At 73.1% G+C, this 24,308-nt stretch carries 24 protein-coding genes; 3 read left to right on the plus strand and 21 right to left on the minus strand.

Annotated elements, in window-relative coordinates; genetic code table 11:
• Positions 1-79: 79 nt before the first annotated feature.
• The 5 genes from ACF068_RS02465 to ACF068_RS02485 form a co-directional block, all read right to left on the minus strand.
• Positions 80-808, minus strand: a complete 729-nt coding sequence (locus tag ACF068_RS02465) for a hypothetical protein (RefSeq protein WP_392272282.1) — start codon at positions 806-808, stop codon at positions 80-82.
• The gene (locus ACF068_RS02470; protein WP_392272283.1) at positions 805-2,127 is read right to left on the minus strand and encodes an AI-2E family transporter; all 1,323 of its coding nucleotides are present in this window, start codon (positions 2,125-2,127) and stop codon (positions 805-807) included. The genes ACF068_RS02465 and ACF068_RS02470 overlap by 4 nt, the downstream gene beginning before the upstream one ends.
• Before the next feature lie 121 nt (positions 2,128-2,248).
• The gene (locus tag ACF068_RS02475; RefSeq protein ID WP_392272284.1) at positions 2,249-2,965 is read right to left on the minus strand and encodes a transglycosylase SLT domain-containing protein; all 717 of its coding nucleotides are present in this window, start codon (positions 2,963-2,965) and stop codon (positions 2,249-2,251) included.
• A gap of 383 nt (positions 2,966-3,348) precedes the next feature.
• On the minus strand, positions 3,349-4,671 hold the full coding sequence (locus ACF068_RS02480) for a PhoH family protein (RefSeq protein WP_392272285.1): 1,323 nt from the start codon (positions 4,669-4,671) through the stop codon (positions 3,349-3,351).
• 335 nt (positions 4,672-5,006) lie between these two features.
• Positions 5,007-5,768, minus strand: a complete 762-nt coding sequence (locus ACF068_RS02485) for an isoprenyl transferase (protein WP_126883717.1) — start codon at positions 5,766-5,768, stop codon at positions 5,007-5,009.
• A gap of 176 nt (positions 5,769-5,944) precedes the next feature.
• On the opposite strand from ACF068_RS02485, the gene mgrA reads away from it, so the two are divergent.
• The gene (gene mgrA / locus ACF068_RS02490) at positions 5,945-6,982 is read left to right on the plus strand and encodes an L-glyceraldehyde 3-phosphate reductase (protein WP_392272286.1); all 1,038 of its coding nucleotides are present in this window, start codon (positions 5,945-5,947) and stop codon (positions 6,980-6,982) included.
• Between the two features lie 382 nt (positions 6,983-7,364).
• Here mgrA and ACF068_RS02495 read toward each other — a convergent pair whose 3' ends face one another.
• The 3 genes from ACF068_RS02495 to ACF068_RS02505 all read right to left on the minus strand — a co-directional run bounded on the left by ACF068_RS02495 (position 7,365) and on the right by ACF068_RS02505 (position 10,562).
• Positions 7,365-9,077, minus strand: a complete 1,713-nt coding sequence (locus ACF068_RS02495) for a DUF2079 domain-containing protein (protein WP_392272287.1) — start codon at positions 9,075-9,077, stop codon at positions 7,365-7,367.
• Positions 9,078-9,108: 31 nt separating this feature from the next.
• On the minus strand, positions 9,109-9,507 hold the full coding sequence (locus ACF068_RS02500; protein ID WP_392272288.1) for a cupin domain-containing protein: 399 nt from the start codon (positions 9,505-9,507) through the stop codon (positions 9,109-9,111).
• Positions 9,508-9,584: 77 nt separating this feature from the next.
• Entirely contained in the window at positions 9,585-10,562 is a 978-nt protein-coding gene (locus ACF068_RS02505) for a prepilin peptidase (RefSeq protein WP_392272289.1), read from the minus strand.
• 89 nt (positions 10,563-10,651) lie between these two features.
• On the opposite strand from ACF068_RS02505, the gene ACF068_RS02510 reads away from it, so the two are divergent.
• A complete protein-coding gene (locus tag ACF068_RS02510; protein ID WP_392272290.1) occupies positions 10,652-11,038 on the plus strand; it encodes a DUF192 domain-containing protein in 387 nt (128 codons plus the stop codon).
• On the opposite strand, the gene ACF068_RS02515 is transcribed toward ACF068_RS02510, so the two are convergent.
• The 4 genes from ACF068_RS02515 to ACF068_RS02530 all read right to left on the minus strand — a co-directional run bounded on the left by ACF068_RS02515 (position 11,010) and on the right by ACF068_RS02530 (position 15,878).
• Entirely contained in the window at positions 11,010-12,125 is a 1,116-nt protein-coding gene (locus tag ACF068_RS02515; RefSeq protein WP_392272291.1) for a glycosyltransferase family 39 protein, read from the minus strand. The genes ACF068_RS02510 and ACF068_RS02515 overlap by 29 nt on opposite strands.
• Before the next feature lie 177 nt (positions 12,126-12,302).
• A complete protein-coding gene (locus tag ACF068_RS02520; protein WP_392272292.1) occupies positions 12,303-12,791 on the minus strand; it encodes a hypothetical protein in 489 nt (162 codons plus the stop codon).
• Positions 12,792-12,814: 23 nt separating this feature from the next.
• Complete coding sequence (locus tag ACF068_RS02525) at positions 12,815-13,501, minus strand: hypothetical protein (protein WP_392272293.1); 687 nt, start codon at positions 13,499-13,501, stop codon at positions 12,815-12,817.
• A 103-nt stretch (positions 13,502-13,604) separates the two neighbouring features.
• Entirely contained in the window at positions 13,605-15,878 is a 2,274-nt protein-coding gene (locus tag ACF068_RS02530) for a Tox-REase-5 domain-containing protein (protein WP_392272294.1), read from the minus strand.
• Positions 15,879-15,987: 109 nt separating this feature from the next.
• Here ACF068_RS02530 and ACF068_RS02535 point away from each other — a divergent pair, with 109 nt between their 5' ends.
• Positions 15,988-16,602 carry a hypothetical protein gene (locus tag ACF068_RS02535; protein WP_392272295.1) on the plus strand — a complete coding sequence of 205 codons (615 nt, stop codon included), beginning with the start codon at positions 15,988-15,990 and terminating at the stop codon, positions 16,600-16,602.
• Positions 16,603-16,692: 90 nt separating this feature from the next.
• Here ACF068_RS02535 and ACF068_RS02540 read toward each other — a convergent pair whose 3' ends face one another.
• From ACF068_RS02540 to ACF068_RS02580, 9 genes are all read right to left on the minus strand, one after another.
• Positions 16,693-17,346 carry an OmpA family protein gene (locus tag ACF068_RS02540; protein ID WP_392272296.1) on the minus strand — a complete coding sequence of 218 codons (654 nt, stop codon included), beginning with the start codon at positions 17,344-17,346 and terminating at the stop codon, positions 16,693-16,695.
• Positions 17,346-17,960 carry a hypothetical protein gene (locus ACF068_RS02545; protein ID WP_392272297.1) on the minus strand — a complete coding sequence of 205 codons (615 nt, stop codon included), beginning with the start codon at positions 17,958-17,960 and terminating at the stop codon, positions 17,346-17,348. Before ACF068_RS02545 ends, ACF068_RS02540 begins: the two co-directional genes overlap by 1 nt.
• 20 nt (positions 17,961-17,980) lie before the next feature.
• Positions 17,981-18,559 carry a pilus assembly protein TadG-related protein gene (locus ACF068_RS02550; RefSeq protein WP_392272679.1) on the minus strand — a complete coding sequence of 193 codons (579 nt, stop codon included), beginning with the start codon at positions 18,557-18,559 and terminating at the stop codon, positions 17,981-17,983.
• On the minus strand, positions 18,556-18,792 hold the full coding sequence (locus ACF068_RS02555) for a hypothetical protein (protein WP_392272298.1): 237 nt from the start codon (positions 18,790-18,792) through the stop codon (positions 18,556-18,558). Before ACF068_RS02555 ends, ACF068_RS02550 begins: the two co-directional genes overlap by 4 nt.
• A 113-nt stretch (positions 18,793-18,905) precedes the next feature.
• Positions 18,906-19,634, minus strand: coding sequence for a response regulator (locus tag ACF068_RS02560; RefSeq protein WP_392272299.1), 729 nt, complete (start codon positions 19,632-19,634; stop codon positions 18,906-18,908).
• Complete coding sequence (locus ACF068_RS02565; protein WP_392272300.1) at positions 19,613-20,968, minus strand: sensor histidine kinase; 1,356 nt, start codon at positions 20,966-20,968, stop codon at positions 19,613-19,615. Before ACF068_RS02565 ends, ACF068_RS02560 begins: the two co-directional genes overlap by 22 nt.
• Before the next feature lie 20 nt (positions 20,969-20,988).
• Complete coding sequence (locus ACF068_RS02570) at positions 20,989-21,876, minus strand: DUF5936 domain-containing protein (RefSeq protein WP_392272301.1); 888 nt, start codon at positions 21,874-21,876, stop codon at positions 20,989-20,991.
• 21 nt (positions 21,877-21,897) lie between these two features.
• Positions 21,898-22,836: a type II secretion system F family protein gene (locus tag ACF068_RS02575; protein WP_392272302.1), complete on the minus strand. Its 939-nt coding sequence runs from the start codon at positions 22,834-22,836 to the stop codon at positions 21,898-21,900.
• 126 nt (positions 22,837-22,962) lie between these two features.
• Positions 22,963-24,306, minus strand: coding sequence for a CpaF family protein (locus ACF068_RS02580; RefSeq protein ID WP_392272303.1), 1,344 nt, complete (start codon positions 24,304-24,306; stop codon positions 22,963-22,965).
• Between the last annotated feature and the right edge of the window lie 2 nt (positions 24,307-24,308).

The following is a 24,308-nucleotide window of genomic DNA, read 5'->3' on the forward strand; positions in this document are numbered from 1 at the left end:
CCCGCCGACATCCCTGTCGGCGGGCCCCTTCCGCGTACGCGTGCCTCCGGCCGGCCCGCCCCGCGCGCGGGGACGGGGGTCAGGACCTGAGCGCGGTCATCAGCGCCTTCATGTCCTCGACCATGAGGTTCCGCAGACCGGCCGTCGTGGCGGGCGCGGGCACCGGCGCCGGCGCGCCCTCCTCCGCCACCGGGTCGTAATCCGTCTGGGCACTGACGAACAGCGTGAGCACGGCCTGCCCGTCCAGCACCTTCAGCCCCGCGAAGCCCGCGTCGTCCTGGGCGAAGAACGCCCGCTCCCCCAGACCGGGCAGGGGCTTCCAGTCCCAGTCGTCCCAGGCCCGGGCGGTTTCGAGGGCCTCGAACTCCGGTCCGGGGTCCATCTTCTTGTGCAGCGCGTAGGTGAGGTCGACGCCGACCGTCGACTCGTCGGTGCCCAGCGACACCGAGCACTGCACCTGGTCGAGCGCCTCGTGGACCTCGCGCATGCCCTGCGTGGTCTCGCCGCGCTCGCCGTACTCGCCGCTCAGCGCCGTCAGCCGCGCCTCGTCGCACAGTTGCCGGGGGGTGTGGTAGCCGCGCAGGTCGGGGCCCTTGGCCTGGTACGCGTACAGCCCGCCCGCCCAGAGGGCCGAGGCGGCCACCGCGCCGCCGAGCGCCCACAGCCAGGAGCGGCGCGCCCGCCGGCCGTGGCCGGGCCGCCGCCCCGGGTCGCCGGCCGCGTCGGGCTCCGCCGGCGGTACGGGTCCGTACGACGGCGGTATCGGGACGTCGCCGTCGCCGCCCACGAGCTCGGGTTCGGATATCACGCGCCCTCCCCGGGGCCGTTCCCCGGCGCGGGCGTCGGCGCCGTGCCGTGGACCGTCGCCCCGTGCGGGCCGGGCGCGGCGCGCAGCGCCTGCTCCTGGGCGTACGCGCGCAGGTAACCCACGACCGTGTTGGTGACCGCGACGAGCGGCACCGCCACCACCGCGCCGCCGATCCCGGCGACCAGACCGCCGGCCGCGACGGTGAGGACGACCGCGAGCGGGTGAACCCGCACCGCCCGTCCCAGGATGAACGGCTGGAGGACGTGGCCCTCGATCTGCTGTACGGCGAGGACGACCAGCAGCACCATCAGCGCGGTGAACACGCCCTGGGTGACGAGGGCGACGATGACCGCCAGCGCGCCGGAGACGACCGCGCCGACCAGCGGGATGAAGGAGAAGAGGAAGATGAAGACGCCCAGCGGCACGGCCAGCGGCACGTCGAGGAAGTAGATGCCGAGACCGATGAAGATGGCGTCGATCAGCGCGACGATCACCGTGCCGCGTACATAGGCGGTGAGGGTGCGCCAGGCGCGCGGGCCGGCCCCCGCGACACCGGGGCGGGCCTGGGCCGGGACCAGCTTCAGCCACCAGCTCCACACCTTCCTGCCGTCGTACAGCAGGAAGAGCGTCGAGAACATCGTCAGCAGGATGCCGGTGAGGATCTCCACCATCACGGTCACGCCCTGGAGACCGGCGGTGGTGATCTCTTCGGTGTTGGTCCCGATCGTGTCGCTGAGGTTCTTCGCGATGTCGTTGATCTGCTGCTCGGTGACGTGGAACGGGCTGTCCAGGAGCCAGGCCTTGAGCTCGTCGATGCCGTCCCGGACGCGGTCGGAGATGTCGCCCAGGTTGTCCATCACCTGCCAGACGACGAACCAGCCGACGAGGCCCATGATGACGAAGCCGGTGATGGCGGTGACGGCCGTGGCGAGTCCGCGCGGCAGGCCCCAGGTGCGCAGCCGGGCCACGGTGGGCTGGAGCAGCGCGGTGATGAGCAGTGCGGCGACGAAGGCGAGGACGACGAGCTGCACCTCGCTGATGACCTTCATCAGCACCCACAGGGTGCCCGCCAGGACCAGCAGCCGCCAGCCGGCCTCGGCCGCCACACGGATGCCCCAGGGGATGGCGGCGACAGGGTCGGGGCGCGCGGCGACGGCGGGGGCGTACGTGGGGGGCGCGGGAACGCTGTCCGGTACGGCCGGGGTCTCCTCACCGGGCTCGTCCCCCGGCTCACCCGCGGCTCGGCGCTCTTCCAACCGCTGTCCCATCCGGGTCAGGCCGGCGCCCAGTCTGCCGAGCCACCCTGGCACTTTCGACATGATCTTTCCTCTTCCCCCCACCACTCCCCCCGGGAGTTACCGCCCTGACGGTACACGCACGGAGCCCCTCACCGTCGGACGGTGAGGGGCTCCGGGACGCTGAGCCGTGCGGCCGGGCGTTCTAGTACCAGTGGTTGGCCTGCCAGAAGCTCCACGCGCCGCAGGGGCTGCCGTAGCGCTCGTTCATGTAGTTGAGGCCCCACTTGATCTGGGTGGCCGGGTTGGTCTGCCAGTCGGCGCCCGCCGACGACATCTTGGACCCGGGGAGGGCCTGGACCAGGCCGTACGCGCCGGACGAGGCGTTCGTGGCGCGGTAGTTCCAGCTCGACTCGTGGTCCACGATGTTGCTGAAGCACTGGAACTGGTCGCCGGGGATCATCTGGCGGGCCATCGCCTGCACGTCGGAGACGCTGTACGAGGACTGCGTCGCGAAGGTGGTGGCGCTGCGGACCTCGTCGCGGCTGGCGCGCTCCTCGGCCTCGCGCTCCTTGCGCTCCTGCTCGGCCTTCTCCGCCTTCTCGGCCTCCGCGTCGGCGGCGGCCTTCTTGGCCTCCGCGTCCTTGGCGGCCTGGATGCGGGCGGCTTCCTCGGCGGACTTCTGCGCGGCCGAGTCGGCGGCGGCGGCCTGCGCCTCCGCCTGCTGCGTCAGCGACGAGACCTGTACCTGGGCCTGCTCGCCGACGGGGATGTCGGCCAGGAGCGTCGTGTTGGCGGCGGCCGCCTCGAAGTTGTCGTTCGAGGGCTGGGTGTTGCCCGAGGCAACGCCGACGACGGCGCCGACTGTGGTGACCGCAGTGGCCGAAGCCACCGCGAATCCCCGGACCGAGATCCGGCTCACACGGTTTCCTTCCAGCATCGCCCGCTTAGGTGACCTCGCGGGCGAAAATCTTGCCCCTGACGCTGGTCCCCCCACTGCTGGGTCACGGGGGACACGGGCCCGGTGGGCAACTCCCTTGCGGGAGAGCCGCGTGGTGCTGCGGGCGGCATACGGCGAACGACTGTTGAGTTGTGTCACGCGGTGACAGGTGTGCCGTATGCGGGGCCTGACGGAAGCAAGACTCTGCCCGACGCCGACACCGCAAGGCAATTATTCACCGCGTGTGAAAGCTCACACCCCAGTGGTCCCAGGAGTTTTGCGGATTCCGTCGCACGGCGTGGCGCCGCCCGGCTAAGCTCTCGCGCTTTGCCGGGCGGCGCCAATTCCATGTCGGATTTGCGGGGTTAAACCTGCCCGTCCTCCAGCATTTCGGTCACGAGCGCGGCGATCTGCGAGCGCTCGGAGCGGGTCAGGGTGACGTGGGCGAAGAGCGGATGCCCCTTCAGTTTCTCGACGACGGCGACGACTCCGTCGTACCGGCCGACCCTGAGGTTGTCGCGCTGCGCCACGTCATGAGTGAGCACGACCCGGGAATTCGCCCCGATACGGGACAACACGGTCAGCAGGACGTTGCGTTCCAGGGACTGGGCCTCGTCGACGATGACGAACGCGTCGTGCAGCGAACGGCCCCGGATGTGCGTGAGCGGCAGGACCTCCAGCATGCCCCGGCTCAGCACCTCCTCGATGACCTCGCGCCCGGCCACCGCCGAGAGCGTGTCGAACACCGCCTGCGCCCAGGGGCTCATCTTCTCGGCCTCGGTGCCCGGCAGGTAGCCGAGCTCCTGGCCGCCGACCGCGTACAGCGGCCGGAAGACCATCACCTTCTGGTGCTGACGGCGCTCCAGGACCGCCTCCAGCCCGGCGCACAGCGCGAGCGCCGACTTGCCGGTGCCCGCCCGGCCGCCCATGGACACGATGCCGACGTCCGGGTCCAGCAGCAGGTCCAGCGCGATCCGCTGCTCCGCGCTGCGGCCCCGGATGCCGAACGCCTCCCGGTCGCCCCGGACCAGGCGCACGTTCCCCTCGGCGGTGACCCGGCCGAGCGCCTTGCCGCGCTCGGACTGGAGGACCAGTCCGGTGTGCACCGGCAGGCCGGCCGCCTCGGGGACGTACAGTCTCTCCTCCGTGTACAGCAGGTCGACCTGCTCGGCGGAGAGCGGCAGTTCGGACATACCGGTCCAGCCGGAGTCGGTGATGGCGAGCTCCGCCCGGTACTCCTCGGCGAGGAGTCCGACCGACGACGCCTTGATGCGCAGCGGCAGGTCCTTGGACACGACGGTGACGTCGTACCCCTCGGCCTGGAGGTTGCGCGCGACGGCCAGGATCCGTGAGTCGTTGTCGCCGAGGCGGTAGCCGGCCGGGAGGACGGCGGGATCCGAGTGGTTGAGCTCCACACGCAGGGTCCCGCCGAACTCCCCGATCGGGAGCGGGGCGTCGAGGCGGCCGTACCGGATCCGGAAGTCGTCCAGCAGGCGCAGCGCCTGCCGGGCGAAGTACCCGAGCTCCGGGTGGTGCCTCTTGGCCTCCAGTTCCGTGACCACCACGATGGGGAGCACGACCTCGTGCTCCTCGAAGCGGGCCATGGCACCGGGATCGGCCAGCAGGACGCTGGTGTCGAGAACGTAGGTGCGCCTGTCGTTGAGGCGGCGCTTTGTGCTGTTCACCACGGAAGGACCTACCCCCTCAGGTGAGGTCGGGTGCGACTTCGACGGCGTCGCGGGGGGATGGGGCCGGGCTCTGGCCGCGATGCGCGGGCCGAGCTCCGGCCCTCCGCGTCGTCCGTGCACGAGCTGCACGGTCGTCCTGGTGCAAAGGGCCTCCCGGGTGAGCGGGCTGGCGTGCCGCTCACACTGGGGTGGGTATTCCCTCGAACGACCGGCGCCATGCCATGGCATATGACGACGGGTCGGTGAACGGGTGGTGACGGGGGGCCGCCGGGCGGCCGCGCCCCGCCGGGGACGCCCCTTCCGCCGGGCGTCCGGTGTCCCGGGGGAACGGCCCCTCAGGTGCCGTAACGGCGATGGCGGGCGGCGTAGTCGCGCAGCGCGCGGAGGAAGTCGACCTTGCGGAAGGCCGGCCAGTGGACCTCGCAGAAGTAGTACTCCGAGTGGGCGCTCTGCCAGAGCATGAAGCCCGACAGGCGCTGTTCGCCGCTGGTGCGGATCACCAGGTCGGGGTCCGGCTGGCCGCGCGTGTAAAGGTGCTCCGAGATGTGCTCGACGTCCACGATCTCGGCGAGCTCCTCGAAGCTCGTGCCCTTCTCCGCGTGCTCCAGCAGCAGCGAGCGGACCGCGTCGGCGATCTCCTGCCGGCCGCCGTAGCCCACGGCGACGTTCACGAGTATTCCGGTGCGGTCGCGGGTGGCCTCCTCGGCCTCCTTCAGCACCGCCTGCGTCCGGGCGGGCAGCAGGTCCAGCGTGCCGACGTGGTGGACGCGCCAGCGGCCGTCGGCCGCGAGGTCGCGCACCGCGTTCTCGATGATGCCGAGGAGCGGCACGAGCTGCTCCTCCGGCCGGTTGAGGTTGTCGGTGGACAGCATCCAGAGCGTGACGACCTCGACGTCCGTCTCGTCGCACCAGCCCAGCAATTCCTGGATCTTGCTCGCGCCGGCCTTGTGACCCTGCTCCGGGGTGCCGCCGGACGCCTTCGCCCAGCGACGGTTGCCGTCGAGGATGACACCGATGTGCTTGGGCACCTGGGCGTGGTCGAGGCGGCCCTCCACCCGGCGTGCGTAGAGCCTGTACACCAGGTCGCGCAAGTTCACCGATCTCACCTCTCGATTGCGTACGGGCCCGCCACGGCGTCGGCCCAGGGAGACAGGGGGAAGCGGCACCGCTCGATCCCGGCGCACCGCGGCTGTCCCCGAGGCCGCCACATTACTGCGCGGGGGTCACGGCGGCCCAACCCGGTCTGTCACAAGTACGTGATAAGGAGGAGGGCGTGACTGATACCCCCGCATACCGCCCCGCCGACGGCCGCTACGACTCCATGGAGTACCGCCGCACCGGCCGCAGCGGGCTCAAGCTGCCCGCCATCTCGCTCGGCCTCTGGCACAACTTCGGCGACGACCGCACCCTCGCCTCGCAGCGCGCGATCCTCCGCCGCGCCTTCGACCTGGGCGTGACGCACTTCGACCTGGCGAACAACTACGGGCCGCCGCCCGGGTCCGCCGAGACCAATTTCGGCAAGATCTTCGCCGAGGACTTCGCCCGTCACCGCGACGAGCTCGTGCTCTCCACCAAGGCGGGTTACCTCATGCACCCCGGGCCGTACGGCGAGTGGGGCTCCCGCAAGTACCTGCTGTCCTCGCTGGACGCCTCGCTGAGGCGGATGGGCGTCGAGTACGTCGACATCTTCTACTCGCACCGCTTCGACAAGGAGACCCCGCTGGAGGAGACGATGGGCGCCCTCGCCTCCGCCGTCCAGCAGGGCAAGGCGCTGTACGTCGGCGTCTCCTCGTACAGCAGCGCGCAGACCGCCGAGGCGGCACGGCTGCTGAAGGAGATGGGTGTCCCGGCCCTGATCCACCAGCCGTCCTATTCGATGATCAATCGCTGGACCGAGGACGACGCGCTCCTGGACACCCTGGAGGCGGCCGGCATGGGCTGCATCTCCTTCGCGCCGCTCGCCCAGGGCCTGCTCACCGACAAGTACCTCAAGGGCATCCCGGAGGGTTCGCGGGCCACCCAGGGCAAGTCCCTGGACCCGAACCTGCTCTCCGAGGAGGTCGTCCGCCGGCTGCGCGGCCTGCACGAGATCGCCCGCCGCCGGGGCCAGTCCCTCGCGCAGCTCGCGCTGACGTGGGTGCTGCGGGACGAGCGGATGACGTCGGCGCTGATCGGCGCGTCCAGCGTGGCGCAGCTGGAGGAGAACATCGCCGCGCTGGCCGGTGCACCGCTGACGGACGAGGAGCTGAAGGAGATCGACTCGTACGCGGTCGACACCGCCGGCACCAACATCTGGGCGGCCCGGAGCTGACGGCGGTGGCGGCCGGGGCTCGGCCGGGCCCGAGGGCGGGGGCGTCGGGAGGCCGGGCTGCGAGGGGGGCGGCCGGGTCTGGCCGAAGGGCGCTCTTGACGCCGGACGAAAAAACGGGCCGGTCCGTGGGGGGGATACGGACCGGCCCGAGGGGGGGTTTCCACCATAACCCTTCGTAAGTGATGGCGCGCGCCACGACAGGCCGCGACTACGCTCCGAAAATGGGGGACCCCGCCGGAACCACGGGATCCAGCCGGTTTTCCCGTCCCCGCGCCCCGGTTCCGTGTCCTCCCCAGGGGGGACCCCACCGGAAGGGCGTCGGGTTGACGCCCCGGGCGGCGCCTGAAGAAACGCTCCGGCGGAGGAGTGCGGGGGGCGGGGTTCAGCGGCGCAGCAGGGTGATGCCGTCGCGCACGGCGACCTCGCGGTACCCGTACCGCTGCTGGGCGGCGGCCAGCTCGGCCTCCTGCTGTTCGAGCGGGTAGGGCCAGTGGCCCGTCGGGTACGGCCAGGCCTCGGGGGCCCGCCGGTCGTGGATGATCCACTCGGCGGTGGGCGGCGGGAGGCGCTTGCGGTCGTACTCGTACAGCCTCCCCTCCACCGGGAAGGTCGGGAAGACGACGACCGTGCAGCGCGAGGTGAGCTGCGGGACCAGCCGGTTGGAGGCCGCGACGGTGGCGCCGTCCGGGATCCTCGCGAGCAGCGCGCGGGCGGCTTCGATGTGTCCGGTCGTCCGCCAGGTGGCGCGCTGGGCCAGTTGGGCGAGCGGGAACGACGGCAGCATCACCAGCGTGACGGCGAGGACGGTGGCGAGCGAGGCGCGGACGTGGCGGGCGGCGAGCGGGTGCCCGCCGCGGCGCCAGACGGTCAGCGCGTCGATCAGCCCGGCGAGGACGACCGGCATCAGCACGGCGCTGTAGTGGAACGCCGTACCCCAGTGGAAGCCGTTGTCCGACATCATCCGCCAGGCCAGCGTGGGAACGGCGATCAGCGCGAGCGGCGAGCGCAGCGCGAGCAGCGCGGACGGGGCGAAGACCAGGACCAGCGTCATGGCCTTGACGTCGGGGCGCAGCGCGTCGAGCGGGGCGTGCGCGAGGGTGCTGAGGAGTGAGCCGTACCCCTCGGCGAGGTTGCCGCCGTGCGCGTACCCGCCGGCCGGGTGGAAGGCGGGCATCAGCAGCTTGATCTCGGCCGCCGAACCGACGAGCCCGGCCGCCGCGGTGACGAGGCCGAGCCGGCGCGGCCCCTTCAGCGCGATGTACGCGCCGACGGCGGCGAGGGTGAGGCCGAGGTCCTCCTTGACCAGGAGGAGGGGGGCGGCCCAGGCGACGGCCGGGCGCCAGCGCCGGTGGGCCAGGGCTTCGAGCGAGCAGGCGAGCAGCGGTACGGCGAGGGAGACCTCGTGGAAGTCGAAGGCGGCGGCCGACGCGATGCCCCAGCTCAGCCCGTACGCGGCGGCGACGGCGTGGGCGGAGCGGCGGCCGAGCGCCCGCCGGGCCCAGCGGGCGAGCGGCACGACGGCGAGGGCGAGCAGCGCGGACTGGGCGACGAGCAGGCAGAGCGGGGAGGGCCAGATCCGGTAGAGCGGGGCGAGGACGGCCAGGAGGGGGTGGAAGTGGTCCCCGAGGAGGTTGAAGTCCTCGCCGCGCAACGGGACGAGCGGGGCGCGGAGTTCGGCGTAGGCGCGTACCGCCTGCTCGAAGATGCCGAGGTCGTAGCCGGTGGTGCGGAGGAGGAGGTGCCGGCGCACGGCGACGGTCGCGTACAGGGCGCAGAGCGCCGCGGCCCACCCCCAGGGGAGCAGCCCGCCGGCCGGGAGGCGGGGGCGGCGGAACCGGCTGCGGTGGCGGGGGAGGTGGGGGTGGGGGTGGGTGGTGGAGGTGGGCGTGGGGCGGGTGGGGGCGGCGTCGGCGTCCGTGTCGGTGTCGGAGGGGGCCGGGTCGGCCGCGGGGGTGGAGGGAGGTGCCGTGGCCCCCGGGGGGCCGGTGGTGGTGCCGGGGGGCGCGGAGGTCCGTGGGGCGCCCGTGGCCCCGAGGGCGGCCGTCTGCTGGGCCTGGCGGCCGGACGGGGGCCGATTGTCAGGGAATGTCCGCATGTGCCCGCATGCTAGGACGCGGGTGGGCGGCTCAGCGCAGGTCGTGGCCCGTGGTGCTGTCGACGTGGTGCGGAATCTCCCCCTCATGGCGGTCACCCGTCGACAGCGTTCCCGAGGGCTCGAACATCAGAATGGACGCCCCGTCCGGCGAGGACGGCTTGTGCTCCGTGCCCTTCGGGACGACGAAGGTGTCGCCCCGCCGCAGTTCGACCGTCCGCTCGGTGCCGTCGGCCGCGCGCAGCGCGATGTCGAACCGGCCGTCCAGGACCAGGAAGAACTCGTCCGTGTCGGCGTGGACGTGCCACACGTGGTCGCCGGCGGCGTGCGCGATCCGTACGTCGTAGTCGTTCATACGGGCCACGATGCGGGGGCTGTAGACGTCGTCGAAGGTGGCGAGGGCTTCGGTGAGGTTGACCGGCTGGGTATCCATGCGGCCCATACTGCGCCGCTCCTCCGCCCGCAGTCCCGTCCTTTTTCCCGCGCGGACCGTCGGGCGGCGGCCGCCGCTCAGGCGGGCGGGACCGCCGCGAACGCGCCCAGCAGGACGCCCACCAGCGCCCCGCCGATCATGAACGGCCCGAACGGGATGGCGCTCTTGCGGGTCGCCCGCCGCAGCGCCACCAGCCCGAACCCGTACACCGCGCCGAACAGGAACCCGGCGAAGGCCCCCACGAACAGCACGCCCCAGCCGTACCAGCCGAGGGCCACGCCCAGCGCGAGGGCGAGCTTCACGTCGCCGAAGCCCATGCCGCTCGGGTGCACCAGGAACAGCATCAGGTAGCCGGTGCCCATCGCGAGACCGCCCAGCAGCGCGGAGAACCACGCCCCCGCGTGCCACGGCAGCAGCGCGGCGGCCCCCAGCAGCACGGCCGTTCCGGCGGCGAGCGGCAGGGTCAGCCGGTCCGGCAGCCGGTGCACCGCCCGGTCGACCAGGGCCAGAAGCACCGCGACCGGCGCGGCCGACAGCCACACCGCCAGTTCGGGGCGGGGGCCCGTCGCGGCGGCGAGCGCGGCGCAGACGAGGGCGGTGACGACCGGGACGGTGACGGCCGGGGCGGGCCTCGGGGAGGCGGACAGCCGCACAGGAGAAGGGGAGGGGAGCGGGGAAGGGGATCGGGAAGGGGGCGGGGACGGCCGGGAAGGGGATGGCCGGGACGGCGGCGCGGGCGGGGCGCCGTCGGGCCGGGGGGCGTCAGGCTGGGGGCAGTGGGGCCGGGCGCTGTGGGGCAGGGGGCCGTCGGGCAGGGTGGCGTCGGGCAGGGTGGCGTCGGGCAGGGTGGTGCCCGCCGGGACGGCCACCGCGCACACCCCGCAGCGCGGCGGGCCGAGCCAGCCGCGCGCGGGGCCCGTGAACGGGTGCCCGGCGGGACAGGCGTCCCGCCACGGTTCGTCCGGCTCCACGGACAGGCGGTACGCGGCGCGCGGCACGAGCAGGCCGGCGGCGGCGCCCCACAGGGCGGCGACGGCGATCAGCGTGGCGTACACGCGCCCGACCCTAGGGCCCGCCCGGCCGCCGGTCATGGGCCCACGGACCCACTGCCGCCGCTCACGGGCCCACGCTACGGTCGTCGCCCATGGCGAACCTACGCGAGTGGCGCGACGGCGACGGGCTGCTGACCTTCCTGGACCGGCCCGCCCAGGCGCCCGTCCCCGTCGGGATAGCCGCCTCCTTCGGCACCCGGAGGCGCGGTCTGCTGGGCCGGGACGGCATCGCGGGCGCGCTGCTCCTCAGCCCCTGCAACAGCGTCCACACCTTCCGGATGCGGTTCGCGATCGACGTGGCGTACCTGGACCGGGACCTGCGGGTCGTCGACGTGGCCACGATGCCGCCCGGCCGTCTGGGGCTGCCCCGCCTCCGTGCCCGTCACGTCCTGGAGGCCGAGGCCGGGGCCATGGAACGGTGGGGCGTCCGGACCGGCACCCGGCTGGCCGTCACGGTGGGCCCGGCCCCAGCAGGGTGAACGCCCCGTACGCCGCCGAGGCCGCCGCCAGCACGCCCAGGACCAGCACCACCGTCCGGTCCCGCAGCCGCCCCAGGGCCACCGCCGCCGGGAGCAGCAGCGGGAACGCCGGCATCATCAGGCGCGGCCGGGAGCCGAAATACGCGGCGCCGACCAGCGAGACGACGACGACCCCGAGGGTGTACACCAGCACCGGCAGCGGCTGCCGCTGCCTGACGCACAGCCACACCACCCAGCCCACCAGCGCGAGCGCCGCGCACAGCCCCACCCCGGCGAGCGGCACCGGGCCCGTCAGGTTCCGCCACACGAACCGGGCCAGTGCCGCACCGCCGTCGATGCTGTTGCCCCACGCCGCCTGCACCTCGAAGTACGCGGTCGCGCTGCCCTCGCGGACGGCGACGAAGACCACGTACCCGAGCCAGCCCAGCGGTGCGAGCAGCACGCCCGCCGCCATCCGGGCCGTCAGCCGCCGCTCCCGTACGACGGTCACCAGCGCGGTGATCCCGAGCGCCGCCACGAGCGCGGCCGCCGACGGCCGGGTCAGCCCCGCGCACGCGCACAGCGCACCCGCCCAGACCCACCGGTCGCGCAGCACCGCGTACAGCGACCAGGCGGCGAAGGCGGTGAACAGCGTCTCCGTGTACGCCATCGACTGGACGAACGCCGTCGGGTACACGCCCCACAGCACCGCCAGCACCACCCCGGCCCGCCGTCCGGCGACCCGCTCCCCCACGGCGTAGATCCCCCACGCGGCGGCGAGCGACGCCGTCCAGGCGACCACCAGTCCGGCCGTCGCCGCGTCGGTCCGCAGGACCTCCGACAGGCCTCGTTCCAGGGCGGGCAGCAGGGGGAAGAAGGCCAGGTCGGAGTGGACGCTGCCGTCCGGGAGCGTGACCTCGTGGCCGTACCCGTGCTCGGCGATCCGCACGTACCAGACGGAGTCCCAGCGACCCTTCAACCGGTGCAGGGCGTCCTGGCCGGCCGCCGCGGCGGCGACCGCGAGGACCGCCAGCCCCACCGCGCGCACCGCGGCGTAGCCCCACAGGGCGGGCGCTGCGGAGGCGGGACGATCCGGTTGCCGGGACATGCGCCCGATTATCCCGGCCGGTCCCGGCCGGGATGCCGCCGGGCGGCGAGGAGGTCGGCCGGCGGGCCAGGGGGTCGGCCGGCCGCCGGCGGCGGCGGGTGCCGGGGCTCGGGTGTCGGAGGTCGGCGGGCGGGGGTCGGGGCGGGCGTCGGAGGCCGGCCGTGGGCGTCGGGGGCGTCAGCCGGGCGGTTCCTCGACCGGGACGTCGCTGACCGCCGCGACCATCAGGTGCGGGGCGTCCTCGTCGCACTGCCCGACGCTCACCGCCACCCAGCGCGGCCCGTGCGGCGACCCGACCGGGCCCCAGACCATGAGGTCCCCGTACAGGTCGAAGGCGCACAGCTCCGCGAAGAGCGGGAGCACCGGCCCGTCGCCGGCCCCGCCGCGCACGAAGGCGCCCATGCTCACCACCCGGTGCGGTCCCCACCGCTCGTCCAGGACGCTCGTCAGGGCGGCGAGGTACGCCTCCGCCTCCTCCTGGGCGGCGTCCCACTCCGGGCCGGGGACACCGAAGTAGGCGCGGCTCTCCCACAGGAGCCGCAGCCGGAAACCCGCGCCCAGGCTGCCGCTCCAGCCCTCCGCCCGGGACGGCTCCCAGCGGGTGGGGCCGTCCTCCGGTACGGGCAGGTCGAGCAGCGCGCCGACGGCGGCGGCGGTCCCGGTCACGTCGAACGGGGTACCCGTGGCCTTCACAGCTTGGCCCTGTCCATGGGCCGGGGCAGCGCCTCCAGGGCGCCGGTGGCGCGCACGTCCCGGTTGACGGCGACGAGGTCGTCGACGGACGTGACGCTTCCGGACAGGTCCAGCAGCAGGCCGCCGTTCCCGGCCGGCTCCGCCGTTCCCGGCAGGCCCCCGGGTGGTGCGAGGAGCGCGGCGCGCCCCGCGGACAGGTAGGCCGCCCAGCCGACGCACGCCTGGCCGGGCTCGCGCCCGTCGTCCTCCAGGGCGAGCTGGAGTTCCGTCTCCGTCACCTCGCCCCAGTCGACGTCCCACGTCTCGGCGAGGGCGCGGAGGATGGCGGCGTACGGGAGGGGCGGGTGGTCGTCCGGGGCGGTGACGGTGACCACCACGCTCATGGCGAGGTGGCCGGAGGACCCTCCCCCGCTGCCGCTGACGGTGACCCCTACCGGCTGCGCGGCGGGCGTCGACAGCGCCATGGCGTACCCCTTGCGGTCCGACCAGTCGTCACCGGCGTTGCGTTCCCGGAGGTGTGCGGCGAGGGCGTCGGGGCCGGTCGCGTCCCCGATCGGCTCCCAGCCGCCGAAGACGGCCGGGTCGGTCTCGCGCAGCCGCGCGAGGAACGTGCTCCAGCGGACCGCCAGCTCCTGTTCCGACTCGGGCCTGGGCCCCCAGAAGCCCCGTACGACGCGCCTCATGATCCGTCCTCCTCCGTGGTGGCCCCCCTCTTCCGCATCGGCATCCCTATCCGTATCCGTCTCCCGATCCGCATCCTAGGGACCGGCCCCGGCGGACGGGCCGTCACCCGCCGGGACGCATCGGGCCCGAGAGGGGGCGCTGCTGCGGTGTGTGGACCACCTTGACCGGCAGGTCCTCGTCGAGGAACGCCAGCCGGGCCGCCCGGGCGACCAGCGGGTCCGAGAAGTGCCATTCGACGGTACGGCCCCCGGCCGCGGCCACCTGGCCCCGCGCCTCCTCCAGGAACCTCGCCTTCCCGGACTCCGTGAGCCGCGCCACCGGCTTCCCGTCCTTCCGTGCCAGGTAGCCGGTGTAGCCGAGCTTCGCCTCCAGGAACGTCTGCCGGCCGGCGTCCCAGCCGTCGAACTCGACCGGGCGCCTGCCCGCCTCGGGGTGCGGTACGACGTACTCCTTGCCGCGCACGCTGCCGCTGATCTGCTCCTGGTAGCGCAGCCACGCCTCGTTGGCCCAGGTCGGTTCGGGGTTGCGGTCGCGGCTGCGCCAGGCGCCGTTCCCCTGGTCGGCGTCCCCGAGCACCGGGTCGTCGAGACCGGCGGCCCACTCCGGCGGGCCGTAGTTGCGCGGGTCGTTCCGGTCGCCGGGCGTGGGCGGCGGCCACTCCTTGGGCCCGTTCCTCTTCTTCCCGGCGTCCTGCGCGGCCCGTTCGGCCGCGTCCGCGTCGCGGTCGGCCTGCCGGGCGGCCTCCGTCCTCGCCGGGTCGTCGCCCTCGCCGCACGGCTCGGCGAGCAGCCGTACGGGGACGGTGGCGCGGCGCGGGCCGGCGGCGAGGAGTGCGGTGCCCGTGCCGGGGGTGCCGGGGGTGTCGGCGATGCCGGGGATGCCGGCGGTCGTGCCGGTGGTGCCGGCGGTCGTGCCGGTGGTACCGGCGGTCGTGCCGGGGACGTCGCTGCCGGGGGTCCCGGCGGAGTACGGAACACGGGGGCGGCCACCCCGGCTGAACGTGCAGCCCGTGAGGCCCGCCTCCTCCGCGGCCTCGTCGGCATGCCGGCGCGCCTCGCGGGCGGCCGCCTCCGCGGCGTCGACGTCCCCGGCCGCGGCGGCCTTGCGGGCCTTGGCAGCCGCCTCGGACGCCTTGCGGGCCAGGTCCCCGACGACCCCCAGCTTGCCGAGCTTGCCCAGTTTGCCGAGCTTCCCGACGAGCTTGGCCTCGCCGTAGCCGGGGATGAACAGGGACCCCACGTTCCACAGCACGGTGCCGGCGGCCTGCCCTTGATCGCCGCGGCCCCACATGTTCCGGACGTCGTCCCCGAGGAACACGTCGTCGAGGACCGTCACTCCCGTCCCCAGGGACGCCCCGCCCCAGTCGAGGACGGCACCCAGGTGGTCGCCCTCCGCCCACTTGGCAGCCGCGTCCCCGGTGTCCTTCAGCCACTGCTCGCCGAGTCCCCTGCCGTACTCCTTGATGCCCTCCCAGGCCTTGACCGGGTGGAGGACCGTGTCGAACGTGCCGGTGACGTCCCCCCAGAGACCGTCCTTGGCCACGCCCTCGACGAAACCGCCGACCTGGTGCGCGCCGCAGGAGAGGAAGGCCCCGATCCCGGAGGTGCAGCTCTCACCGTCGTTCCCGCCCTCGCTGCCGGCCCCGTCCGCGTCCACGTCCCCCGGGCCGGGCCTGCTCCCGGCCTCGACGCCGGACTCCCCGGTCCCGGAGCCCTCGGTCCCGGACCCCTCGGTCCCCGAGCCCTCGCCGCCGCCCGCCTCGCAGCCGGCGCCGACGACCGCGCACACCGCCGTCCGCAGGCCACCGGCGACCTGAGCCCCGACCCCGGAGACCACCAGCGCCCCCACGATCGCCGCGACGATCAGCACGAGCCCGACGTACTCGGTGGTCGTCTGCCCGCCCTCGGTACGCCAGGTGAGCATCCGGGCCCACCGGAACGGCCGGTGCGCCGCACGCTCCCGGACCGGCAGCAGGAACCAGGAGCGCGACGGGCCCCGGCACAGCAGGACGGTGACGAGGACGGGGACGACCAGTTGCGGTACGCCCCGGCCGTCGCCGTCCGCGAGGTTGCCCAGGGCGCCGGCGATGAACCAGCCCTGGACGGCGAGCAGCCCGCGCCGTACCCACACCCCGCCCGTCCGCACCCGCCGGCCGGCCAGGAACCCGGCCGTACCGGGCAGGGCCCCGTACAGCACCCAGCCGATCAGCTCACCGTCCACGCCGTCCAGCGACGCGGCCAGCAGGAGCACCCCGAGGGCGCCGAGCACCGTGACCGCGAACACGGCCCAAACCAGGGCCAGTACGAGCACCAGCGCCCGTGGCATCGGCCGCCGGGGCGGCACAACTCCCTCACAGCTTGCTCCGGTCGCGGCCATGGACCGACGCTAGGGTGATCCCCCGCCCCAGGTCTTGGGCCCCAGGGCCCAACATGACCGGTCGGGGTGACGGAACGGAAGCACCATGCAACGGGGAAGTGAGCAAGACATGCGTACGTGGACTCGCGCCGTGCCGGCGACGGTGGGCGCCCTGGCACTGGCGTTGGCCCTGTCCGGCTGCAACGGCGGGAAGAAGGGGTCCGGTTCGGGGTCGGGTTCGGGGTCGGGTTCGGCCGCGTCCAGCCCGGCGGAGGACGGCAAGCGGACCTTCCGGCTGGGTGAGGCGAGCCCGGAGAAGGAAAGCGACATGAAGGCGTCCTCGGGCGCCAAGTACACGGTCACGCCGACCAAGGCGCAGACCGGTACCAAGGCCGACATGGCCAACTCCGGCCTGAAGGACGACGGGAAGGACGGCCCGCGAATACCCGTCTACGTGTGGTCGACGCTCACGCACAAGAGCGGTAAGCCCATGCAGGTCGGCGACATGGACGACGACCTGGTCGTCCGGACCGACAAGGGCGTCCGCACCCGGGCCCTGCTGGTCCTGATGGGTGACGCCACGTGGCCCGACTGCCCGCCGACGGACGACGACAAGACGCTGAAGGCCGGCCAGTCGGAGAAGATCTGCACCGCGTTCCTCATCCCGGAGGGCCAGAAGGCCGCCGCGGTGGAACTCACCCAGGGCTTCTACAAGGAGCCGCTGGAGTGGCCGGTCAAGAACTGACCTACCGGTCGTCCGACGGCCGTCGGCCACCGGCCGGGGAGGTGATCTCCCGCCCCCGGCCGGCGGACGGCACGTCGGCACACCCGCCCTTCAGCCGCGTGGGAAGGAGACCTCCACGCGCCGGTTCTTCTTGCGGCCCTCCTCGCTGCTGTTGTCCGCGATCGGGTACTGCTCGCCGTAGCCCCGGATCTCGTACGTGATCCCGCCGGAGGCGAGGAGCGGGGCCAGCACCGTGTGCACCGCGTCCGCACGCTGCTTGGACAGCACGTCGCCGTGGGCGGAGGAGCCGAGGTTGTCGGTGAACCCGAAGATCCGCACCTTGGTGGCGTTCTGCTTCTTGATCTCCTCGGCGATGGCCGCGATACGGGAGTGGGCCTCGGGCGTCAGCTTGGCGCTGTCCTTGCCGAACAGGACCTCGGCCTGGAGCGCGAACTTCAGGTTCGTGCTCGTCTCCTCGCGCCGCTCCTCGCCGCCCTCGGACTCGACGATCGAGATCAGCGGCAGCACCTTCGCCGCCGCGAGCGTCGCCCCGTCCCGCATCTTCAGGTTCGGCGAGTTCCCGTCCACCTCGGGCGGCGGCAGGGTCGACTCGGTCCCCGGCGGCGTACTCGGAATGTCGTCGGCCCACGCCCCGGAAGCCCCGGTGAGCTGCGCTCCGGCGAACAACACCACAGCGGCCACCACGGCGGCGGCCGGCCGGCGGCGTACGGGGGTCCTGCGTGTGCAGGGGGTGGTGGTGCGCATCAGGAGAGCTCGATCGTTGCGACGGGCATCTGCGGGATCTGGATGTCCACCTGGGTGGTGCTCGCGGGAGGCGCGGGGAACTGGGCGAACACCGACACGGACTCACCGGCCTTCACCGTGGTGACGCCGGTGGTCGTCAGCGGGTACCCCTCCGTGTCGCGCAGCACGTAGTAGCGCTTCTTCTCCGTCTTGTCCAAGAGCGTGATGCCGGCGAGGGAGGGCCCCGTCTGCTTCACGTTGACCTCCTGCCCACTCCACTGAGGTGGTGCGATCAACATCTTGGACGTCGTGTTCTTCAGACTTCCGGTCACGGTGATGAAGCCGCCCTGGTCTCTGGCAGCGGTGTGAATGACGAACTGAAAACCGTTGCTGCCGTTGATGGTCGCCAAGGTGGCACTGGTATCCGGCACCGTGGGCCCGTCGTCGCCCTTGGGCGTCCCCTGGCCGGAAGGCGCCGAGGAGGCGCTGCCCACGTTCTCCGGCGGTTTCTTCCCGTCACCGCTCTGCTCGCCACCACCGCCGCAGGCAGACAGGAGTCCAGCCAGTACGACAACGGTCACTCCGGCCGCGGCTCTGCGAGCCGCCGTCCCGTACCGATTACTCATGAGTGCCATTCCTTTGCGTTCCTTCGCGGTCAGTCCTCGGCGAGCCGGACTTCGAAGAGGTCGGACATGTCCGGGAGATCAGTCGGGTCCAGGTCCAGGACGTCACCCTCGCAGTTCAGCGACCCCGGGGATGGCGAATCGCCGTCCTCGGAGGGGTCGAAGCTGCACCGGGGCACGACGATCGCCGTGGCCGTCGCTTCGGCGGTCAGGTCGTCGGTGCCCGGCAGGATCGTGTCGCCCACCGCTTTTTGCGACCGCACGCTCACCGTTGCGCCCCAGCGGCCGTCGGCCAGAGGCGCACAGGCCTCGACGTTCGCCCCGTTCTGTCCGGCGTAGGAGTGGCTGGCACCGCACCCGTCGAGTGTGGGGATCAGCTCGCCGTCCAGCAGGTCACCCAGGTCGTCGAGGGTGAGCTCGAACGCGTCTCGTTGCTCACGGGCCGCCGCGAGTGCCGCCGCGTCCGCCGCGGACTGGGCACCGTTACGGGCCGCCCCTGCCTGGCCGACCGCGAAGAACGCGAGCGCGAGAAAGAGCAGGCTCGCCACTACGAAGATGTAGAGGGGCGAGGCCTGCCCTGTCTCACGCGTCTTGCCGCTGCTCGGGGTCAGCCACCACCGACGATCGCCGTGACGCGCGCGAGCAGTCCGGCGGCGATCGTGTCGCCCACGCCCGACCCCACCACCGCCGCGATGATCACGCCCACCAGGATGATGATCCCGACGTACTCCACCGCTCCCTGGCCCCGGTCGCCGCGGCGTTTGAGGGCGGTGGCGGTGGTGTTGGCCCAGGTGCCCACGTACACCTTGGCCTTGGTCGTGGCCTTGAGCATGGGGTTCGGCATGAGGGTCTCCTCCGGGCTCGTACAGGTCGTTGGGGCGAACGTACGGCGGGGGGAGTGGGGTGGGCATGGGCCTGGGGGCCCAAGTGGGGGCCCAAACGCGGGGACGGGGGCGGTCAGCCATGGGTGGGTCCCCCCTGGGAGTGGGACAGGCCGTGCCAGATGGCGATGGCCTGGCCCCGGTTGTCGGCGTTGAGCTTGGCGAAGATGCGGTTGATGTGGTTCTTGACCGTCTTCTGGCTGATGAAGCACGTGGCGGCGATCTGCTGATTGGTCATGCCCGACGCGATCAGGTCCATCACCTCCACCTCCCGTTGGCTCAGTAATGAATGTGCCACACCCGCTTGCTGCTGCGAAGGCGTTTCGTCAAATCCCGTACGTACGAACGGAGGCGCCGAGGGCATCGGCGTTGCAGGAGCATACTGCGCCCGGACCGTGGCCAGCAGGGCTCCCGAGGCCGTGTGGGTGAAGTGCGCCCGGCCCAGGCGGGCGTCGCGGACCGCGTCGACGAGCTGGTCGGCGGTGAACTCGCCGTGGACGAGGTAGCCGCACGCGCCGAGGCGGAGGGCCTCGTGGACGATGTCGCTCTCGCGGCTGTAGGTGGTCATCAGGACCGGGGCGAGCCGGACCAGGTGGGGCAGGGCCGTGATGCCGTCGACGCCGGGCATGCGGACGTCGAGGAGGATGACGTCCGGGCGGTGGCGGACGGCGGCCTCGTAGGCCTCGCGGCCGTCCGCGGCCTGGGCGGCGACCTCGATGTCCTCGCGGCCGGACAGCAGGACGGCCAGGCCCGCCCGGACGACGGGGTTGTCGTCGGCGACGATCACTCGCAGGTGCTCATGCATGGTGGTGCGCCCTCCTTTTCCAGTGCCCGTACCGGCAGTTCCAGGCGGACCTCCGTGCCCTTGGCCGCCCCGCCCCGGCCGATGCGGATGCGGGCGCCTATCGACGCGGCGCGCTCGACCATGCCGACGAGGCCGAAGTGGCCGGCCCGCTTCAGGGCGTCGAGCGTCGTGCCGGCGGGGAGGCCGCGGCCGTCGTCGTGGACGCTCAGGACCAGTACGTCGCCGGTCACGCCCGACGTCACCTCGATGACCGTGGGCATCCCGTGCCGGTGGGCGTTGTCCATGGCCTCCGAGGCGACGGCCAGGAGCTGGCGGGCCACCGCGTGCGGGACGCGCGGCGCCGGCGGGCCGTCCAGGGGGCGGTACGCGGCGCGGACGCCCTGCCGGCGGGCGAAGTCCGCGGTGCGGGCGGCCAGCTCGGCGGTGAGGTCCACGCCCCCGTCGAGGCCCGTCTCCCTCCGCAGGTCGGCCAGCAGTTCCCGGGACTCGGCGGCGGCGCGGCGGGCCGAGCGGGCGACGAGTTCGGCCTGGAGCCGGACGGTGGCCGGGTCCCGGTGGCCGGCGCCGGCGGCCAGTCCGTCGGCCGCGAGGGCCAGTCCGTGCAGGGTCTTGGCGACCGAGTCGTGCATCTCCCGGGCCAGCCGTGCCCGTTCCGCCTCCACGGCGCCGTTGACGGCGAGGCGGGCCCGCGCCTCGGTGAGTGCCTGGCTCGCGGTGCCGAAGTCGAGGACGAGGCCCCGGAGCGTCGACCCGGCCGCCCCGACGATCACGCACAGGCCGGGGAACAGCAGGGAGGAGGGTTCCACCGCCACCTCCCTGTTCACGCCGTACGACAGGAGCAGCAGCAGCGACTGGAGCACGGCGAAGAACGCGGCGCCGCGCCAGCCGTAGAGCAGCCCGGCGAGCAGCGGCGTGCAGATGGTGACGTACGCGAGGGTCGACTCGGGGGACGCGGTGGCCAGCAGCAGCGCGCCGAACAGCGTGTCGCCCGCCAGGACGACGGGGTGGCGCAGCAGGACGCGGCCGAACCGCTCCCAGTCGCGCAGCACGACGTACGAGACCATGAAGGTGATGAGGACGGCGGCGCCGACGAGCCAGGTGCCGACGCCCGGCGCGGCGCCGTCGAGGGCGAACGGGGACGCCAGGACGATCATCGCCATGCGGAAGCCGAACACCTGGCGGCACAGCGCCTGGAGGGCGTTGATCTGGAGCGGGAGGGAAGGCTCCCGCACCCGCCCGGACGGCGGCTCCGGCCCGGACAGCGGCTCCCGCCCGGACAGCGGCTCCCGCCCGGACGGCGGCTCCGGCCCGGACGGCGGCTCCGGCTCGTTCACGCGCATCCTGTCACCCGCCCCTAGCCACCGATGATGTCCGCGAAGTCGACGCCGGATCCGTAGTAGAAGCTCAGGGCGATCAGGATCATGGTGGCGGGCAGCATCACCATCGTCACGACGAGCGTGGTCTTGGGTACGGCCTTGGCGGCGGTGCGGCGGGCGTTCTGCGCGTCCGTGCGCCGCATGTCGTTGGCGATCTGGATGAGGGTGTCGACGATCGGCGCGCCCAGCTCCTCGCCCTGCTGAAGGGCGGTGACGAACATGGAGACCTGCTCGGAGGCGTTGCGCTTGCGCAGTTGGTCGAAGGCGTCGCGGCGGCTGACGCCCATGTCCATCTGGCGCAGGGTGATGCGCAGTTCGTCGGCCCAGGGCCCGGAGTACTTCTCGGCGACGCGCTCCAGGGCCTGGCGGAAGCCGAGGCCGGCGGAGACGACGACGGCGAGCACGTCGAGGAAGTCCGGCAGGGTGCGCTCGATGTCGTCCTTGCGGCGCCGGATGGCGAGCCGGAGCAGGACGTCGGTCCAGGTCAGCCCGTACACCAGGATGACCACGGCGACGACGGTCTGGCCGCGCGCCAGCATGGCGAGGGCGGCGAGGACGCCGAGGGTGCCGTAGACGGCGCGGCGCGCGGCGTACCGGTCGACGGTCATGCCGCCGGGGTTGCCGGCCATGTCGAGGCGGCGGCGCAGCGCGTCGACGCGCTTGGGGCCCATCATGCCGAGCACGGCGGGGGCCCAGCGCATGCCGAGCCGGTCGATGCCGGAGCCGACGGCGGTGGTGCGGGTGGCGCCGACCTCGAGGGCGAGGACGAGGTCGCCGGGGAGCTTGGCGTCGGCCCGGTACATGCGGACGCCGTGGAAGACGCCGTACACGGACAGGCCGATGACGGCCGCGTACAACAGGCCCACGTCTCCTCCTTTCGTGTGCGGTCAGACCCGGATGCGGGAGAGGCGGCGGATGAGGACGAAGCCGGCGGTGTACAGGCCGAAGGCGAGGACGGAGCCGATCTGGCCGACGGCGGATCCGGTCATCCTGTCGAGGGCGCCGGGGGCCATGCCGTTGATCATCAGCAGGAAGCCGAGGCCCAGCAGGGGCAGGGCGAAGGCGGTCACCTTGACCTGGGAGAGCAGGGTGATGACTTCGCGGCGGGTCTCCTTGCGCTCCTCCAGGGTGCTGGTGAGGTTGCGCAGCGAGGTGACGACCTGGCCGCCGGCGCGGTTGGACAGGACGAGGGTGGAGACGAGGACGACCAGTTCGCGGGAGGGCAGGCGGTCGGCGAGGTCGCCGAGCGCGTCGTCGAGGCTGTGGCCGACGGCGAGCTGGTCGGCGACCTTGCGGAGCTCCTCGCCGGCCGGGTCGTCGAGCTCCTCGGCGGCCATGGCGATGGCGGTACGGAGCGCCAGGCCGGCCTGGGTGGCGTTGGCGAGGACGCGGGTGAGCTCGGGGAGCTGGTTGATGAACGCCTCGGTGCGCTTCTGGCGCTGCCAGTTGAGGAACGCGGCGGCGCCCCACAGTCCGGCGAGCGCGCCGAGGACGCCGAAGAACGGGGCGAAGACGGCGCCGATGGTGAAGTGGATCCCGAGCAGGGCGGCCACCGCGTACACGGCGTACTCGCCGGGTGTGACGTCCAGGCCGGTGGCGGCGATCCCGCGGTCGAGGCGACGGCCCAGTCGCGTGGTGCGCAGGCGCCGGTCGACGCGGACGAAGCGGCGGCGCCGGCCGGGGAGGGCGAGCTGTCCCGTCTGGGTCATCCGGGCGACGAGGGCCTGGCGCTGTGCCTTGCCGGACGCGTAGACGTGCACGCCGACGACGCCCAGCACGCAGGCGAGGAGCGTGACGCCGAGCGTCAGGAGCGGAAGGTTGTCCATGGGGTCCATCGGTCCAGTCGGGGGCGGGGACGGGGCGGCAGGGGGGTGGTCGAGGCGGGCGGGGGCGGCGGGAGCGGTCGGGGTGGACAGGGGCGGGCAGGGCGGTCCGGGGCCGGTGGGGCGCGGTCAGCCGGTCGTGGCGCGGCGGAGGGCGAGCTGGTCGTCGGTGTGGGCCACGCCGAACGCGGCCGGTATGGCCTCGCTCTTCAGGTAGAGGCGTTCGGCGACCCGGCGCGGGAGCGGGAAGTACTCGAACCGGCCGTACACCCTTCCGTCGGCGGCCATCGGCTGGGCGGCGAAGCGGCAGACGGTCGCGATCCGGTACTCCTCGCGGCCGTGGGAGTCGACGACGGCGATCTCGGTGATCTTGCGGGCGCCGTCCGCGTGCCGGGTGAGCTGGACGATGACGTCGACCGCGCTGTTGATCTGGTCCTTGATGGCGACGAACGGGACCTCGACCTCCGACATGGAGCCGAGGGTCTGGAGGCGCATCAGCGCGTCCTCGGCGCTGTTGGCGTGGACGGTGGCGAGGGAGCCGTCGTGGCCGGTGGACATGGCCTGGAGCATGTCGAGCGTCTCGCCGCCGCGGACCTCGCCGACGATGATCCGGTCGGGGCGCATGCGCAGCGAGTTGCGGACGAGGTCGCGGATGGTGACCCGGCCCTTGCCCTCGACGTTGGGCGGCCGCGCTTCGAGGGTGATGACGTGGGACTGCTGGAGCTGGAGTTCGGCGGAGTCCTCGATGGTGACGATGCGCTCGCCCTCGGGGATGAGGCCGGACAGCGCGTTGAGGAGGGTGGTCTTGCCCGTGCCGGTGGCGCCGGAGACGATCACGTTGAACTTGGCGCGCACCAGCCCGGCGAGCAGCATCACCATGTGCTCGTCGAGCGATCCGAGGGCCACCATCTCCTGGAGCGTGAAGGCGCGGGGGAAGCGGCGGATGGTGAGGACGGGGCCGGAGAGGGACAGCGGCGGGATGACGACGTTGACGCGTTCGCCCGACGGGAGGCGGGCATCGACCATGGGGTTGGACTCGTCGACACGGCGGTTGACGGTGGAGACGATCCGCTCGATGGTCTGCATGAGCTGCTCGGTGGAGGAGAACCGCATCGGCAGCTTCTCCAGGCGGCCGCGCCGCTCGACGAAGACCTGCTCGGGGCCGTTGACCATGATCTCGCTGATGGAGGCGTCCTCCAGGAGCGGTTCCAGGATGCCCAGCCCGAGGGCCTCGTCGACGACCCGCCGGATGAGCTGGGAGCGCTCGGTGGAGGACAGGACGGGGCCCTCGCGGCTGATGATGTGGCCGAGCACCCGCTCCAGGCGGGCGCGGCGCTCGGCGGCCGCCAGGGCGGACATCTCCGCGAGGTCGATCTCCTCCAGGAGCTTGACGCGGTAGACGCCGACGAGGTGGTTGTCCTCGCCCTTGCCGTTGGCCGGTTCGGGAGTGGTGATGCGCGCCCGCAAGCTCATGT

The organism is Streptomyces sp. NPDC016309 (assembly GCF_043077235.1).
Lineage (GTDB): Bacteria > Actinomycetota > Actinomycetes > Streptomycetales > Streptomycetaceae > Streptomyces.